This window comes from Epilithonimonas pallida (assembly GCF_900182975.1).
In the GTDB taxonomy this organism is placed as follows: Bacteria; Bacteroidota; Bacteroidia; order Flavobacteriales; family Weeksellaceae; genus Epilithonimonas; species Epilithonimonas pallida.
The window spans coordinates 337,372-354,287 of record NZ_FXUO01000003.1 but is presented as its reverse complement, the minus strand read 5'-3'; the positions used below and the strand labels follow the sequence as shown (position 1 = coordinate 354,287).

Below are 16,916 nucleotides of genomic sequence, written 5' to 3'. Positions count from 1 at the left end.
TGTAGTATATTTTTTTAAATTATGATTCCGAATTTTTTATTTTTAAAGTCAATGACTATTGTTTTATCGAGGAAAAAAACATTTCCCATTACTCCGTCGAGCCCCTGTTGTTCAAAGGAAAAGTAATCTTCGTCTGTAAACCAAAACTCTTTGGTACTGAATGACGATTTTCCGATGATCACATTTTTATTGGTTTCTATTGCTTTTACAACCAGAGGATTATTAAAATTTCTGATATTAAAGTTTTCAATAATTTTGGATGAATCAATTAAGTCTTGAAAATTCTTTTTATAAGAAACCATTGGAAAAATACTTGCGCCGGTATCATATTGAAAATGATACACTTTACCATCAATCTCTACCGGAAGAATCGGTTTGTTATTGATAATTTTGATGTCAACAAAATCAATTTTTTTAGTGGTTTTTAATTGTTCACTTACAATTATTTTTTGGTTAGGAAAATCAATAATCAGATATTTATTTTGAAACAAATCTGCTCCTACGACACCGCAAGCTTCCTCCTGTTCGAAGTTCAAAAGCCCGTTAAGTTTATAATTCTCAATTTTTAATTTTCCAACACTGAAATTCTGATGATCAACAGTGAAAACTTTGTGTCCAGCTGCTTCCATTGCTTCATCTACTTTCTTATTCTTAATAAACTCTGTTTTTTCAAAGCATTTATCATAGATTAAAGTCGTATTGGCGCCTAAATCAAATTGAAACCGATACGTTTTGTTTTCGATAGTGAAAGGCACGCTCATTGCGATTTTATCAACCAATTTCCCATTAATAGAATCTTTTTCCCATTTAAAATCAATACTTTGCCCTTTAACAAAAAGACCTATAATGACTGTGATTAAAAACAATAATCGATTTTGCATTTTAGTTTATTGATTGTTTAATTATTGTTTCCAGTTTTTCACCGTGTAATTCAGACTTGTATTTTTATCCAGTGACAAAGAAACATCTTTCCCTTCTTCGATTCCGTCGATTTTCCCTTCTGTTTCCCAGCTTCCTTTGGTTAATTTGAATTTCAAATCAGGGTAAGTTTTGAATGTAATTTGTCTGGTTGTTTCACCTGTTTTATTAAGTTTAATGACGTTAGGATTCCAATTCCCGATGCTTGACTGATTGCCTGTAATATAAACATCACCGCTGTTTTCGGGAACATTTACCGTTAAATTCACTTCGTATTTTACATTAGATAAACCCAATTTTGTTCTCACTTTTTCGACACTGGTTTCATCCAAAACATTTAGTAATTCAGGAACAAAATCTTTAAATGATTGATATTTTTTACGGTTGTTTTCATACACTTCCATTTTCTTTTCAAATTCAGGAATCAGAACAAAAGAATAGTCATTCATGTGTTGTTTTCTTAAGCTTTCAGCCAATTTCTGATTGCCATCAGCCAAGGCAATTCGGATTTCTCCAGTTCTTACGATATGCTCGGCAACGCAAGACGGCCAGTAAGAATAACCGTGCATCGCCATCTTATCAACAAGAGCCTCAGACATCAGATTACTGCTCTTGTTAATCCTGTCTTCATATGGGCCCAAATGCTGGTTGACAAACGAATGACCGAACTCGTGCGTGATTAAAAAGTTGAGCGTTTCCGGATGATTGAAACCAAATTCTTTATAATCCCTGATATTATTTTTCTTTTCCAGCGGAAGATAAGGACTGCTGATCATATTGGCAATCTGCCCTTTGTCAGACTTAATCATTGGGCCGTTGCCGTGCCAGAAGACCGGAATGTTAGGCATAATATCCAACGGATTAATCCAGAATCTGTACGCCAGAAACTTCTCACCATAATATTGCTCCATTTTAGCCATATAGCCAGCCGGAATATTTTTTCTGACCTCATTCTTTGCGCCTTCTAAAAAACGGTTTTGGTCTTTGAAGAATTTCCCCAGATTTCTTTCGATGTAAAACTCTCTCAACTGTTCGGCGAATTTTTCCACTGCTTCTTTCTTTGCACTATCATTTTCCTCAATCTGGTAAGCATAACCTTTTGCCGGAAAAATATTGTGCTTCAGTAAAACCTGATAAGTCAAATCCTGTTGCTGGCCGGCAACCTGCAGATAATCCTGCATCGCTTTGATGATTTTCGAATTATCATATTTTTCCATTTCCCTGTTCGCCAAATCAGCCAAAGGTAAATGACCGATGTCCGCTTTCCCGTCGATGTAGAAAAGTCTTCCCTGATGCTTCGCTACAAGATATTCAACAATGGAATATGTGGCAATATTTGGGTTGAATTCCACATCCACTTTTGATTGAGATTTCAGATTTGCCGCCAATAAAAACATCATCAAAGTCAAAATGCTTTTATTAATCATCTTTAAGGTCTTCATTTAATCTGAGTTTTCTAAGTTTATCGTTTATTATTTTAAATTGAATCGATTGTTCCTCCAGAACTTCTGCTTGCAGAAAATTTAATTCCTGACAATGTTTTATATCTGATTTTAGCTAATGAACTTGCAGAAGCGGTTAATTCTTTTGAAACACTCAAAGTTATCGATGATGTCGCACTTGCAGTTGCTTTTGCAGTTTGAATATTCATATTTTTGGCATCCACAGAACTTGCGCTATCCACATTGATTTTCGCATTATCTGCAGAACCGCTGATTTTTACTGAACTTGCAGAATTAGCATCAACATTCAGATTTTTCGTATTGATTTTTCCCGAAAATCCACCTGCACTATCGGTATTGATATTAACAACCGAAGCTTTAGAATCTGCAACAATTCTTCCGCTTCCATTGCTTTCAAAAGTTTGTTCAGCAGTTTCAAAAACACTTTTCACTTTTATAGAAGAGGCATTTCCGGCTTCTGCTTTTACAAGGTCTTTTGCGTAAACAACCACTTTTGTATCGGCATTCTGAAGCGAAACATTAGGTCTGTATTGGATGTAAAGCGTTTTATTTTTCACTTCGATTTTAAGTTCTGACAAATGCGTACTTGTCGCAACCGCTTTTTCTTCGTTTGATTTTACAATTTCCACTTCAATCGCCTGGGAAGTTTTCACAGCATTGAATGAACCCAAATTAAAAGTCTTTGTTTCTGATTTCTGAATCCCATTCGAAAAATCATTTCCTTTCAATCTCGTAGAGGTCAAAAAAAGACCGATAATCATTGTTATTAATAGTAATAATAGTTTTTGCATTGTTATATTTTTTTAGTTTTATTTAATAATCAGTCTCTGACTGTTATTTTTGAATATCTAATAATTCATATTTTTTCAATTCAGAATAATCCGAAGTAATGACAGACTCGCCTTGCTTCAGTCCGGAAACCACTTCATAATACAGAGGATTTTCTCTTCCGAGACTGATGTTTCGCTTTTCAGCTTTGTTATTTTTCACTACAAAAATCCATTTCCCGTTCGTGTCTTTGTAGAAATTCCCTTTCGGAATCATCATACTTTGCGTATCGGCAGATAATTTCAGTTTCACTCCGAAAGTCATCCCGATTTTCAGGGTTGAAATTTTTGCATCAATGAAATTCAGTTCCACGGAAAACTGCCCGTCTTTCACTTCCGGAAGAATCTTCGTGATGATAACTTCATATTCTTTTCCGTTGTTGTCAAGCGTTCCTTTGATTCCGTTGGTTAATTTATTAATATAATATTCATCCACTTTTGCGACCAGCTTGTAACCGCCCATCAAATCGATTTTCCCGATGCTTTCTCCACTTGTCAGATTTTGTCCGAGAGAAATATTGAATGACGACAACCTTCCCGAAGCCGGCGACATTATGAGGAAATTATTTTTGTTAGAGCGGAGAATATTCAAACTTTTTTCCATCTGATTAATGGAATTATTAATCGCCGCAAACTGGGCATTTCTCGAAACTTTCTCATTGGAAGCTCCTTTTTCAACAATTTGTTTTCTGTCTTTCTGATAATTCAGATTTTGCAAAGCAATATCATAATCGGTTTTCTTTCCGATTTCCGCATCGTACAATCTTTTCTGAAGATTAAAAGTCTGCAACGCCGTATTATAATCATTCTGAGACTGCAATAATTCTTTATCCTGACTGAATTCCTGATTCTTTAATTCTAAAAGCGAACTTCTCATCTGGCTGATCTGCTGCATAATTCCCGTTTCCTGATTCAGGTAATTGAATTCTGTATTGGGATTGTAAACTCTTGCAATAGGTTGTCCTTTTATCACCATTTGTCCGTCTTCCGCAAAAATTTCTTTTACCGCGCCACCTTCCAAAACATTCACCAGAGAAGAATTAAGAGATTGCGTCTGTGCAGTTACCATCAACATATCTTCGAATTTTCCATTCGTCACTTCATCAATCGTGATATCTTCTGACTTTACATTATACGTTTTTTTCTGATTCAAAAAATACCATCCGAAAACCGAAACCGCTAATGCAGATATGATGATAATTGAGACAAATTTTAGTTTAGATTTCTTTTTTACTATTTTCGTATCCATATTTAGATAACTGTTTTACTTACAGACAATTACACAATGCAGATGCCACAAATTTATAATCTTGTAACACTCTGTAAATGTGATTAAATATAATTTTATTAATTTTAAAACTGTTCATTATCGGACACTTTTTGTACGGAAACGGACATATTAATTATAAATGATGAATTATAAATGATAAATCATTTTATTTTAGGGAAAAATTGATAACTTAATTGTCGTTACACTGTCACGACAATCTATAGAAAATAGGAAATAGTGTCGCCACCGGCTACACAATTGACGTTATGTAGAAATTAAAATTGTCGTTACACTGGCACGAGAATTCGATTTTTTTAAACAAATATAATATTAATGCTTAAAAAAAATAATTAGCATTAATATCAATAGGAATGGGCTTTAGCCCATTTAAAAAGTGGACAAAACAAAAAGGCTTTAGCCAAAATTTAAATTTTAAATGCGAAAAAAAGAAGCTCATATTTTAATTGTGGATGATGACGAAGATATTTTGTTTTCGGCGAGAGTCTGGCTCAAGAAGTTTTTTACGGAAGTGAGCTGTCTCAGTCAGCCCAAGAATATTCTGAAATTTTTATCCGAACAGCAAGTGGATGCGGTTCTTCTGGATATGAATTTCCGGAAAGGTTTTGAAAACGGACAGGACGGATTGTACTGGATGCAGGAAATCAAAGCGCTGGAACCTCAGCTTCCTATTATTTTGATGACGGCTTACGGCGAAGTCGAATTAGCCGTTGAAGCCTTAAAAAATGGTGCTTCCGATTTTATTCTAAAACCCTGGAATAACGAAAAACTGTACGCTTCCGTAAATTTGGCTGTCGATATTTCCCGAAAAAATAAGAAGCTGAATCAATGGGAAAATGTCAGCATCAAAACCAATCAATATCAATTGGAAACCCAATCTCCGGCAATGCAGGAAGTGATGGATCAGATTTCGAGGGTTTCTGCAACTGACGCCAATGTTTTGCTTTTGGGAGAAAACGGAACCGGAAAATATGTTTTGGCAGAACACATTCACGAATTGTCGGAAAGGAAGAATCAGCCTTTTGTTCATATCGATTTGGGAAGTCTTTCGGAAAATCTTTTTGAATCGGAATTATTCGGTTATAAAAAAGGAGCGTTTACGGATGCACATCAGGATTATGCCGGAAAAATAGAAAATGCCGAAAATGGAACCGTTTTTCTTGATGAAATCGGAAATCTTCCGCTTCATCTCCAAACTAAATTGTTGAGTTTGATTCAAAACAGAAAACTTTCGAGAATCGGAGAAAGCAAAGAACGTTTGTTGGATGTGAGATTCATTTTTGCAACCAATGAAAACCTCAAAAAAGCCGTTGCTGAAAACCGTTTCCGAAAGGACTTGTATTACAGAATCAATACGGTTGAATTGAATATTCCGAGTCTGAGAGAACGGATTGAAGATATTTCAACTTTAGCTGATTATTTTTTAGAAAAATACAAACAAAAATATCATAAACCTGATTTGGTTTTAAATGAGAATTTAATTTCTGAATTAATCCATTACTCCTGGCCTGGAAACATCCGTGAGCTCGACCATTGCATCGAACGAAGCGTAATTCTTTCCAACGAGAAAAATCTTAAATTGCTGATGCCCCAAGATGAAGAATCAGAAAATACAATCGTGAATCTTAACATCGAAGAAATGGAAGAAATCCTGATTAAAAAAGCATTGAAAAAGCATCGGGGAAATATTTCTCTGGCGGCGGAAGATTTGGGATTGTCAAGAGCTGCGCTTTACAGAAGAATGGAGAAATTTGACTTGTAATATAATTAACCACAAAAGTCACAAAAGATAATTATTCCGTTAAAAATAGAAGTTCAAAAAAGAAAATGAATAACTTTTTGAACTTTTAAATAAATTGATCTACAAAAACTTTGTGCCTTTTGTGGTTAATAAAAAAATAAATGAAAAAACAACAAATATTCTGGATTATATTTATTCTATTGGCAATTGTCAGCGGAATTTTTGCTTTTGATTTTTATTCTCAAAATAAATGGATCAATTGCGTTTTGTTTTCATTGGTCGGTTTGGTCTGCATTATTTTGGCGCAGACCTCGGCTTTGTCTTACATCCAGAAAACGGAAAAACTGCTTTTGGCAATTCAGAAAAAGGATTTTTCATTGTTTCCAAAAACTGAGGAAAACGGCCTGGTTGATAATGCTGTGAAATTGTATTATCAAAGTAAAGAAGAGCATCTTTCGTTATCATCTTACCAACTATTATATGAGGAAATTTTGAATCAACTCGAAATAGGTTTGATGATTTTGTCAATGAAAAATGATGATTGGGAAGTTTTTTATGTGAATCCTATTTTTCTTGAAATTTTAGAAATCCCGAAGTATAATTCGTGGAATCTTTACGAAAATAAAGCGCCCGATTTCTACCAAATCATCAAACAAACGAATTACGAAAACTCTCAGGAATTTTTTGATATTTCGATTAATGAAAATACAAAACAATCGTTTTCATTAAGGACAAAAAAAGTTCAGAATGTAAAAAACCGCTTTTGCATCATCAGTTTAGAATCAGTTCAGAAAATTATTGAACAAAAAGAAAAATTAGCCTGGAATAACCTGATGAAAGTAATTTCTCACGAACTTCTGAATACTTTAACACCTGTTAACAGTCTGATTCAGAATCTTGAATACATTGCCAATCAGGAAATTATCGAAAAGGAAGACCAGCAGGATATGAAGGAAAGTCTGATGATTATCAATTCCAAATCAAAACAATTATTAAATTTTGTAGACGATTACCGTCAGGTTGCCGAACTTCCGAAACCGGTTTTCAAAACGATTTCTATATCTAATATTGTAGAATCTTCACTCAATTTTCTTAAGCCTGAATTTGAAAAAAAACATATCACCATTATTAATTCATTGGAAAATAATTTGATTTCTGCTGATGAAAAAATGATTGAAAGATGTTTAATTAATCTTTATCTCAATGCTATTTACGCTGTTTCCGATAATGTTGAAAGAACAATTAAAACCGAAATCAAAACTCACAACAAACGTATCATTCTAAGTGTAGAAGACAATGGAACCGGAATCCAAAAGGAAATCCAGGATAAGATTTTCCTTCCGTTTTTCACGACAAGAAGTAATGGTTCCGGAATTGGTTTAACGCTCAGCAAAAGCATTATCGAAGCCCATAAAGGCTACTTGAATTATAAACCTCTGGAACAGGGAAGCCGGTTTGAGATTTGGTTTGTGGAATAAAAGAAAAAAGACTTTAGATTCGAAAAAAATTATCGCAAAGGCACAAAAATTTATTAAATTCTAAGTTTAAAAGACGCAAAGATTTTATCTTCGATAAAATTCATATTGGAAACTTTGCGATAAATTCAAAATATAAATAATGAAGATAAAAAACAACGCTGGAGAAACGGTCGACTTCGAAATATCGAAATTGGAAAACTCACTTCGGAACTCCGGAGCGGACGAAAGCTCTGTAAAAAAAGTTCTGGAAACGGTTTTGCCAAAATGTTTCGAAGGCATCACAACCGGCGAACTGTACAGAATGGCTTTTGAGGAATTGAAGAAAATCTCAAATTCTGTCGCAGCAAGATACAGTCTGAAAAAAGCGTTGTTGGAGTTAGGACCTGCAGGATTCTATTTTGAACAATGGATTGCCAGAGTTTTTCAAAACATCGGCTACAAAACTGAAACCGGGCAATTGATAAAAGGCCATTCGGTGATACACGAAGCAGACGTTATCGCCAATAAAAACGACAAAACTTATTGGGTAGAATGTAAATTTCGAAATGCGGAAGACACGAAAATATCAGTAACAACGCCAATGTATGTTTTATCCCGAATAAAAGATATTTCTGATATCCAATACAATCTTTTCGGAACCAAAACCGAATTTACTGACGGCTGGCTGATTACCAATACTTATTTTACCAAAGATTCTGTGGCTTTTTCAGAATATTATGGATTGAGATTGTTATCCTGGGATTATCCGAAAGATAAGAACATCAAAAGTTTGGTGGACCAAAATGCTCTTTATCCAATCACTTGCCTGACGACTCTGGACGGAAAACAAAAGCAAAAACTATTGGAAAAGAAATGTGTTCTGGTAAAGGAATTATTCAGCAATCACAATTTGTTGAATGTTTTAGAACTTAATCAACAAAGAAAATCCGAAGTTCTAAAAGAAGTGAAAGATCTAATGACAACAAAAATATCGGAATAAAAAAAACCGCAGATTTTTTTGCGGTTTTTTATTTGGTTAGCATCTAGAAAAATAGTAGTAAAAGCTATTTAATGTAAAAAACAATATAAATATTGAAAGTTGTAATAACTGAAGTCTTGTTACATTCTTAACAAAATTGGATTTGTTAATCTTTCTTTCAACAATAATATTTAAAAGTGTTGTAATTATAAATACTAGTAAAAATAATTGACCATCAAATTTTATTGCTCTTAAAATCATTTCCCAAAAATAATCACATTCAACATCTGTGATTAGAAATAATACAGTAACAAAATATATTATAAATAAACTAGCTACAGAATTAATAAAAATCTTTATTATTTTCAAAAGTCTCAATTCTATCAGTCTATCATCTTCTAATCTGAAAACTATTTCCCTTTTTGCGGAGGATAATTAGCCATTATCTCAGCTACAACCTGCGGGATTTGTTTTTGTTTTGACTTTGGCGAATCTACAGAAATTCCGCTTCCGGCACCTTGCCAGACCAATTTTTGAGTTTTCGCATCGATGATATCAATCACAATGGTTCCGCTGTTGTAGTTGTTGGTCCAGGTATTCCCCATACCGAAACCGCCGCCCCAGCCCCAAGGTCTTCCCCAACCCCAGCCATAGTTCATACTTGTTGTTACATCCTGAACTTTTTTGTGAGACGCTTTGACGTTGATGATCAAATCAGGATTTTGTGCCGATGTCAATCCTTTTGCCTGAACTTGCTTGGACAATTCATTCAAAACTCTGTCTTTATCAAGATCGTTCAGTTTCAAATCATCTGTTCTTAGCAGATAAGTTTTGTAATTGGCGAAATTTGCTGTCGCCGAATAATCAGATTTAACTTGGAAAGGGCTGCAAGAAGTCAATCCCAAAGAAACTGCTGCCATTAATATGAAGAAATATTTTTTACTCATCGTTAATATATTTTTATTTTGGAATTCGTGAATCGTCGATTTCATAATATTAAGATTATTTAGGTTTTTTAATAAAAGTATCTGTCTTTTTATCATAGCCGTACGGGCAGTGTCTGCATCCGCTTTTACAGCAATAACCACGCTTCAGATGGAATTTTTCCGTAAAAACCTTATAACCCTGCTCGTTATAATAAAAGTCTTCATTCTCTTTGATGTCATTTAGTTTCATAAGTTAAAAAACTGTACCAAAATTTTTATCTTTGATTTATGATAGTCATCGTCTGTCAAAGATTACTCAAAAATATGAAAATTTCGGGGATAACTTTATTTCCGTTTATTTTTGTTCAGAGAAAGGAAGACAGCAAAAATAAGATTCTCATTAATCACGAAACCATTCATATTCGCCAGCAATTGGAATTGTTAATCGTTCCGTTTTACATCTGGTATCTCTCCGAATATTACCTGAAATATCTGAAATACAGAAACCCGCAACTTGCATACCGCAACATCAGTTTCGAAAGAGAAGCTTACGCCAATGACCAAAATCTGGATTATTTGAAAAAAAGAAAATTCTGGAGCTTCATTAATTATTTATAAGTCCAATATGAGACACTATTAGAAAAAGTAATTCCGGAGTTGATTTTTTCTCCAATATTACATTTTCCAGAAAAAAATTTCTCAGAATATAAAATAATCTAAATTTGCAGAATTATTTTCAAGACAACACAAATATGTCGCAAGATAGCAGCGGTCATTTTGACCTCAAAAAACTTTCGTGGATTGGAGTTTTAGTTTCGTTAGGAATTGTTTTCGGAGACATCGGAACATCGCCTCTTTATGTGATGAAAGCCATCATCAATGCTGGAAAAGCAGGCGGAATTATCTCCGAAGAATATATAGAAGGTGCATTGTCCTGCATCATTTGGACACTGACTTTACAAACCACTATCAAATATGTTATTATTGCTCTGAGGGCTGATAACAAAGGTGAGGGTGGAATCTTGTCCCTCTATTCTTTAGTCAAACGGTTCAAGAAAAAATGGTTGTACATCATTGCAATTATCGGAGCTGCGGCTCTTGTTGCAGATAGTATTATCACGCCCTCGTTGACGGTAATGTCAGCCATAGAAGGTCTTGAATTGGTAATGCATAAACCACCGGTTGTTCCAATTACACTGACTATTTTGGTGATTATTTTTGTCGTTCAGCAATTCGGCACCAGTTTCATTGGTAAATTTTTTGGGCCTGTTATGGTTCTTTGGTTTCTGGTTTTGGGCGGATTCGGTCTTGTTCATTTAGTTGAACATCCAATGATTATAAAAGCTTTTAACCCCTATTACGCCATAAAATTAATTTATAATTCTCCTAGCGCAATTGTTATTCTTGGAGCCGTTTTCCTTTGTACAACAGGAGCAGAAGCATTATATTCTGATCTTGGTCACTGCGGAATCAAGAACATCAGAGTGAGCTGGATTTTCGTGAAAGCAATGTTGATCCTGAATTATCTTGGACAAGGCGCTTGGTTGTTAAGCAATTATCACGAAGTATTCCGTGGCAAAAATCCATTTTTCGGTATTATGCCGGAATGGTTTATTATTCCAGGGGTGGTTATCGCAACAGCTGCTGCAATTATTGCGAGCCAGGCTGTAATTACAGGTGCATTTACAATGTTTTCAGAAGCTATGTCGCTCAATTTCTGGCCTAATCAGGAAATCGAATATCCTTCCGGAATCAAGGGACAGATGTATATCCCGAAAATCAATTGGGGAATTCTGCTTTTGTGTTTTGTGGTTGTGATGTATTTTAAAGAATCCGGAAGAATGGAAGCAGCCTATGGGCTTTCCATTACCGTGACAATGCTGATGACAACTATTCTTTTGGTTTTCTGGTTTTTGAAAACGAGAACAAACAAACTCTGGATCGCACTTTTCGCATTGATTTATATTGTGATAGAAGGTGGTTTTTTCAGTGCCAATATCATCAAGTTTTTCGAAGGCGGCTGGATGTCCGTCCTACTGGCCGGTTTCATAGGCATCTGTATGTATGCCTGGTATAATGGGAGAATTATCAAGACGACTTTCATTAAGTTTGTAAAACTTCAGAAATATATCTCTACAATAAAAGATATGAAACTGGATGAGACAATTCCGAAATATGCGACCAATTTGGCATTCTTCAGTCGTGCAAAACGGGATGATGAAGTAGAATCGAAAATCATCTATTCCATTATCAGAGCGCAACCTAAAAGAGCCGACCATTACTTTATTTTAAACATTGTTAATCAGGAAGATCCATATAGTTTCAAATATCATGTGGAAGAAATTCTGCCCGGAACAATTTATAAAATCAGTTTCTTGTTAGGATTCAAAAGAGACCGAAGAATTAATGATTATTTTCAGCAGATTTTGGCTGAAATGATGGAAGATGGAACAATTCCTGCAAGAAGCTCGCACCCTTCCTTAAGAGCACATAATATCCCGCCGGATCTGAAATTCGTCATTATTGATAATGTTTACATCAATGATTTTCTTCTCACCATCAAGGATAAAATCATTCTTAACATTTATAATTTTGTAAAGAAGCTGGGAAGTAATGATTTCACCGCCTATGGTGTTGCAAGTCATAATGTTGTAGTAGAGTCTGCTCCACTTCTAGACCAGAAAATCAAAATCGAGAGAATCGAAAAAGTCGAAAACAAGCATTACGAATAATCCCGAAAATTTCTTTAATTTTGTACTATGGATACGAAACAAAAAGATCTGAATATTGCAACCATAAAAGACGTCCTTAGACAGTATCTTATGGATAAAGGTTTCCGTAATACGCCGGAGAGATATACAATTCTTGAGGAGATTTACAATATGGAGCACCACTTCAACGTGGATGACCTTTACCTGCTAATGATGCAGAAAAAGTATCATGTAAGCAAAGCAACGATTTACAATACAATTGAAATTTTCCTGGATGCCGGATTGATCAGAAAGCATCAGTTCGGTGAAAAAACACTGAGCACATCGTCTTACGAAAAGTCTTATTTTGACAAGCAGCACGACCATTTGGTCATCTATAAAGAAAATTCTGATAAAGAGATCGAGGAAATCATAGAGTTCTGCGACCCAAGAATTCAAGGGATCAAAGATTCTATTGAGAAAGCATTTGGCGTAAGTATTGATACGCACTCCTTATACTTCTACGGACACAAGAAGTCTGAAAATTAATGAAGAAATCCTTTTTTGTTGTTCTAGTTCTGATTTTTGTTAGAATATTTTCCCAGGTTACACCACCAATCCAAAATCAAGGTCTGGTAAAAGACCCTTTTTTTAGCAATTCAAATCCTGGTTCTAACACTGATGCTTCCAAAAAAGTAAAACATATCCATTCTGATACTGCCGGTGTAAGCCCTGACAAATATGATGGAAATATGGTTTTCTCAGGAAATGTTCAGTTTGAACATCAAGGCTCTGTTCTTACAGCCGACGAAGTTGTTTTTTACCAAAAAGAAAATTTTCTCAAAGCGATTGGAAATGTTGTTTTAACAACACCGGACGGAAATAGAATCACTGCCGAAGAAATGGAATACGATGGCAACACACAACGTGGAATCGCCAGAAGAAATGTAGTCCTTACCGACCCGAAGCAAACCATAAAAACAGAAACACTTTATTACGATAAAATCCCAAATACAGCCTATTTCAACACCGGCGGAACGATTTACAGTAATGACGGAAGTGTAATGTACACCAAGACGGCGACATACTATCTCAACACCAAAATGATTGATTTCGTTGGCCGTTCCAATATCGAAACAGATAAATATACCATTGTCAGCGACAATATTAAGCAAAATCAAAATACAGGAGTTTCAGATTTTTTTGGGCCGACCACCATCAGAAACAAAGAAAACCCTAGAAATTATGTTTATACAGAACAGGGAACTTATAATTCCAAAACAGGAGAATCTTTCCTTAACAAAAACTCCAGAATTCATTATAATGACAAAATTCTGACAGGAGACAAATTATACTTCAACAGGAATACAGGCTTTGGAAAAGGGAACGGCAACGTGACCTTGGATGATCCAAAACAAAACCGCTACATCAAAGGTGGTTACGGTGAAATCTACGAAAAGAAAGATTCGGCTATGATTACCGACAAACCTTACGCTGTCAAAATTCTTAGCAAAGATTCGGTATATATGTCGGCAGAGAAATTTCTGACATTTCAAAGGCCAGATTCTGCCAACGCTTTGAAAAAGAAAAGCTTTCTGAGAGCCTTCAGAAAAGTACGGATTTTCAAAACCAATATGCAGGGCCGCGCAGACTCATTGAGCTTCAACGAGACCGATGGCGAAATGCATCTAATGCGCAAACCAATTCTCTGGATGGGTGCAAAACAGGTTACCGGCGACGAAATCCGGGTTTACAGCAATCCTGAAAAAGAAATCACCGATTCCATCCGTGTTCTTGGAAACGCTTTTGCCATCAGCAAAGCCGACTCATTGAATTTGAAAGATGAATTCAATCAAATCAAAAGCAAGAATATGATTGTCTATCTCAAAGATAACGCCATAGACATTGCAAAAGCAGTTGGCAACGCACAGGCCATAACTTATGCAGATGACACCAACGAGAAAACAAAAGAAGTGACCAGAATTGGAGTCGCATTGTCCACTTGCGGTGAAATTGTGGCCCATTTCATAGAACGAAAACTGGAACAGGTCGATTGTAATATCGGTGCCAATTCGGACATTTATCCAATGAGTAAAATCTCCAAAGATGAACGTTTCTTCAAGGATTTTAACTGGAATACCAAAGACAGGCTGCAGAAATGGGGCGATATTTTTCTAGACACGCCGAACTATCCGGAAATTGTTTATCAATCCGACAATTCTCTTTTTGAACGCGCCGAAGCAGAACGTAAAAAACTCGAGGAAAAAAACAAGCCAAAAACACCGGTTCGGGTTAAGAAGTAAGAATATCTGTCTCATTGAGTAGAGTAAAAATGTGGCGCCTTTATCCGCCTTCCACTCCCGCTTTTTTCTGTCATTGCGAACAAAGTGAAGCAATCTGTAGAACTTTTCACAATCGCAATGACAAAAAAAAGAGCTCCGTTCAAGTCGGGACGCGCTTCACAAAGTTGAAAATTTTGTCTTTTCATAGCATCAAAACTCAAAATTCCCGAACTTTGCAAAAGTCAAGAAGTTCAAAAATCCCCGAAAGTACGACTTACGAATCTAACTTCTAAAATCTAACATCTATCCTACCAATGAAACAAAATTTCTTCAAATATCAAGCTCAAACAACACCTTATGCAGCAGGTTTCGAAGTGGAAAAAGCGGAAGGCAGCTACATCTATGGAAAAGACGGACGCGCCTATTTGGATTTTGTAGCCGGCGTTTCTGCCAATACACTTGGACATTCTCATCCAAAAGTGGTTAACGCCATCAAAAAACAAGCGGATAAATACTTGCACGTCATGGTTTACGGCGAATATGCTCAGGAAAAACCGGTAGAACTTTGCAGGCTTTTGGCAGAAGCCACACCTGAACCTTTGGAAGTCACTTACCTTGTGAACTCTGGCGCAGAAGCCATTGACGGAAGTTTGAAATTAGCTAAACGTTACACTGGAAGAGAGGAAATCATTGCCTTCAAAGATGCCTATCACGGGAACACACACGGTGCGCTTTCTGTTGCAGGGAATGAAGTTCACAAAAGAGAATTCCGTCCTTTGTTGCCAATGGTTAATTTTATCGAGTTTAATAATGAAAATGATTTTAATAAAATCACGGAGAAAACGGCTTGCGTCATTGTAGAAACCATTCAGGGAGCGGCTGGATTTATTACTCCGAAAGACAATTATTTCATCAATCTCAAAAAACGCTGCGAAGAAGTTGGTGCTTTGTTGATTTTGGATGAGATTCAGCCTGGATTTGGAAGAACAGGAAAGTTGTTTGCATTCGAGCATTATGGCATTGTTCCTGACATTTTGGTAATGGGAAAAGGAATGGGCGGCGGTGTTCCGGTTGGCGCTTTTATGAGTTCGAAAGAAATTATGACAAGCCTTTCACATTCTCCTAAATTGGGACATATCACGACATTCGGAGGAAATCCTTTGATTGCTGCGGCTTCTCACGCTACTCTGAAAGAAGTTTTGGAAAGCGGACTGATGAATGAGACAGATAAGAAGGAAAAACTCTTCCGGGAATTATTGGTTCATCCGAAAATCAAAAACGTCAACGGGAAAGGACTGATGTTAGCTGTGAATCTCGGTTCTCCGGAATATACTTTGAAAGTCGCTTCAAAATGTATGGAAAAAGGTCTGATTGTTTTCTGGCAACTATACAGAAATGAATATCTGAGAATTTCACCTCCTTTGACAATCTCTGAAGACGAAATTCGAAAAGGCTGCGAAATTATTCTGGAAGCTTTGGATGAAGTGGGATAGATTTTAAATTAACATCCAATTGTCATCCCGTAGGAATCTCGACAGCGACGTTTAGATTCCTACGGAATGACAATATTGAGTTTTTAGAAAAAATCTTGATTTAACGACGAATCTGCAGCCCGACCTGAGTGGAGCTCTTTTTTTGTTATTGCGAAGATTGAAAGTTCTATGGATGGCTTCACTTCGTTCACAATGTCACAATGACAGAAAAAAGCGGGAACGGAGGGCGGAAATAGCTGCCATAATAAAAATAAAAATTGCTATTCGACGCAGTCAAAAGCTGCCCAAATCTTTAGGTTGGATGATGTCAAATAATTATAAAAATTAGTGTTCATCAACGGTACAAAATCAGCTAATAAAAATCATACTTATTTTCTATAAAAAATTTGAATTTCCATAGACATTTTGATTTGGAAATAAGAAATTAATTTATATATTGCGCCACAATTAGAATTAGTATATGGCGAAAACGAAAGTGCAGTATGAATACAATATGCATTGTCTCTCGGAGATTTTGTATGAGTATCTGGCAAGTGCAGAAGGATTATCAGAATGGTTTGCAGACGACGTTGTAGAACGTGGAGATGATTTCTATTTCAGCTGGGGCGGTGGCCCTGCTGAGAAGGCGACGCTGATCCGTTACAAGCCGGAAAGTTTTGTGCGTTTCCGTTGGGAAGAGGATGAAGGGACGAAATATTTCTTCGAGCTTTCTATCGTCATTGATGAAATAACGGATGACCTTTCGCTTAACATCACTGACTTTTGTGAGCCTGGCGATGAAGAAGAAAACAAACTCTATTGGGAAAACCTGATAGAGAACTTACAGATAAAATTAGGCGCCGCTTAAAAATA

General features: G+C 35.9%; 15 protein-coding genes. 9 read left to right on the top strand and 6 right to left on the bottom strand.

Annotation, left to right across the window (positions count from 1 at the left end):
* Positions 1–14: 14 nt before the first annotated feature.
* Genes QOL71_RS07765 through QOL71_RS07750 form a run of 4 tightly spaced genes read right to left on the bottom strand, consistent with a single transcriptional unit; the run spans position 15 to position 4,457 of the window.
* Entirely contained in the window at positions 15–881 is an 867-nt protein-coding gene (locus tag QOL71_RS07765) for a hypothetical protein (protein ID WP_283416365.1), read from the bottom strand.
* A 21-nt stretch (positions 882–902) separates the two neighbouring features.
* On the bottom strand, positions 903–2,360 hold the full coding sequence (locus QOL71_RS07760; RefSeq protein WP_283416364.1) for a DUF4932 domain-containing protein: 1,458 nt from the start codon (positions 2,358–2,360) through the stop codon (positions 903–905).
* Positions 2,361–2,395: 35 nt separating this feature from the next.
* Positions 2,396–3,172 carry a GIN domain-containing protein gene (locus QOL71_RS07755; protein ID WP_283416363.1) on the bottom strand — a complete coding sequence of 259 codons (777 nt, stop codon included), beginning with the start codon at positions 3,170–3,172 and terminating at the stop codon, positions 2,396–2,398.
* Between the two features lie 43 nt (positions 3,173–3,215).
* Positions 3,216–4,457, bottom strand: a complete 1,242-nt coding sequence (locus QOL71_RS07750) for an efflux RND transporter periplasmic adaptor subunit (RefSeq protein WP_283416362.1) — start codon at positions 4,455–4,457, stop codon at positions 3,216–3,218.
* Between the two features lie 457 nt (positions 4,458–4,914).
* Here QOL71_RS07750 and QOL71_RS07745 point away from each other — a divergent pair, with 457 nt between their 5' ends.
* The 3 genes from QOL71_RS07745 to QOL71_RS07735 all read left to right on the top strand — a co-directional run bounded on the left by QOL71_RS07745 (position 4,915) and on the right by QOL71_RS07735 (position 8,694).
* The gene (locus QOL71_RS07745; RefSeq protein ID WP_283416361.1) at positions 4,915–6,258 is read left to right on the top strand and encodes a sigma-54-dependent transcriptional regulator; all 1,344 of its coding nucleotides are present in this window, start codon (positions 4,915–4,917) and stop codon (positions 6,256–6,258) included.
* A gap of 140 nt (positions 6,259–6,398) precedes the next feature.
* Positions 6,399–7,715, top strand: a complete 1,317-nt coding sequence (locus QOL71_RS07740) for a sensor histidine kinase (RefSeq protein WP_283416360.1) — start codon at positions 6,399–6,401, stop codon at positions 7,713–7,715.
* Positions 7,716–7,854: 139 nt separating this feature from the next.
* Positions 7,855–8,694 carry a restriction endonuclease gene (locus QOL71_RS07735; RefSeq protein WP_283416359.1) on the top strand — a complete coding sequence of 280 codons (840 nt, stop codon included), beginning with the start codon at positions 7,855–7,857 and terminating at the stop codon, positions 8,692–8,694.
* 389 nt (positions 8,695–9,083) lie between these two features.
* On the opposite strand, the gene QOL71_RS07730 is transcribed toward QOL71_RS07735, so the two are convergent.
* Together QOL71_RS07730 and QOL71_RS07725 are read right to left on the bottom strand one after the other, a co-directional pair.
* Positions 9,084–9,620, bottom strand: coding sequence for a DUF4136 domain-containing protein (locus QOL71_RS07730; RefSeq protein ID WP_283416478.1), 537 nt, complete (start codon positions 9,618–9,620; stop codon positions 9,084–9,086).
* A gap of 55 nt (positions 9,621–9,675) precedes the next feature.
* The gene (locus QOL71_RS07725) at positions 9,676–9,849 is read right to left on the bottom strand and encodes a C1orf53 family protein (RefSeq protein WP_177165167.1); all 174 of its coding nucleotides are present in this window, start codon (positions 9,847–9,849) and stop codon (positions 9,676–9,678) included.
* 41 nt (positions 9,850–9,890) lie between these two features.
* Between QOL71_RS07725 and QOL71_RS07720 the strand changes: the two genes are divergently transcribed.
* The 6 genes from QOL71_RS07720 (at position 9,891) to QOL71_RS07695 (ending at position 16,911) form a co-directional block, all read left to right on the top strand.
* Positions 9,891–10,217, top strand: a complete 327-nt coding sequence (locus tag QOL71_RS07720) for a hypothetical protein (RefSeq protein ID WP_283416477.1) — start codon at positions 9,891–9,893, stop codon at positions 10,215–10,217.
* Positions 10,218–10,351: 134 nt separating this feature from the next.
* Positions 10,352–12,331, top strand: coding sequence for a KUP/HAK/KT family potassium transporter (locus tag QOL71_RS07715; protein ID WP_283416358.1), 1,980 nt, complete (start codon positions 10,352–10,354; stop codon positions 12,329–12,331).
* A gap of 27 nt (positions 12,332–12,358) precedes the next feature.
* A complete protein-coding gene (locus QOL71_RS07710) occupies positions 12,359–12,838 on the top strand; it encodes a Fur family transcriptional regulator (protein WP_283416357.1) in 480 nt (159 codons plus the stop codon).
* Positions 12,838–14,592: an OstA-like protein gene (locus QOL71_RS07705; RefSeq protein WP_283416356.1), complete on the top strand. Its 1,755-nt coding sequence runs from the start codon at positions 12,838–12,840 to the stop codon at positions 14,590–14,592. The genes QOL71_RS07710 and QOL71_RS07705 overlap by 1 nt, the downstream gene beginning before the upstream one ends.
* Before the next feature lie 293 nt (positions 14,593–14,885).
* Positions 14,886–16,064 carry an aspartate aminotransferase family protein gene (locus QOL71_RS07700; protein WP_283416355.1) on the top strand — a complete coding sequence of 393 codons (1,179 nt, stop codon included), beginning with the start codon at positions 14,886–14,888 and terminating at the stop codon, positions 16,062–16,064.
* 460 nt (positions 16,065–16,524) lie between these two features.
* Positions 16,525–16,911, top strand: a complete 387-nt coding sequence (locus QOL71_RS07695; RefSeq protein WP_120213323.1) for an START-like domain-containing protein — start codon at positions 16,525–16,527, stop codon at positions 16,909–16,911.
* The last annotated feature ends 5 nt before the right edge of the window (positions 16,912–16,916 follow it).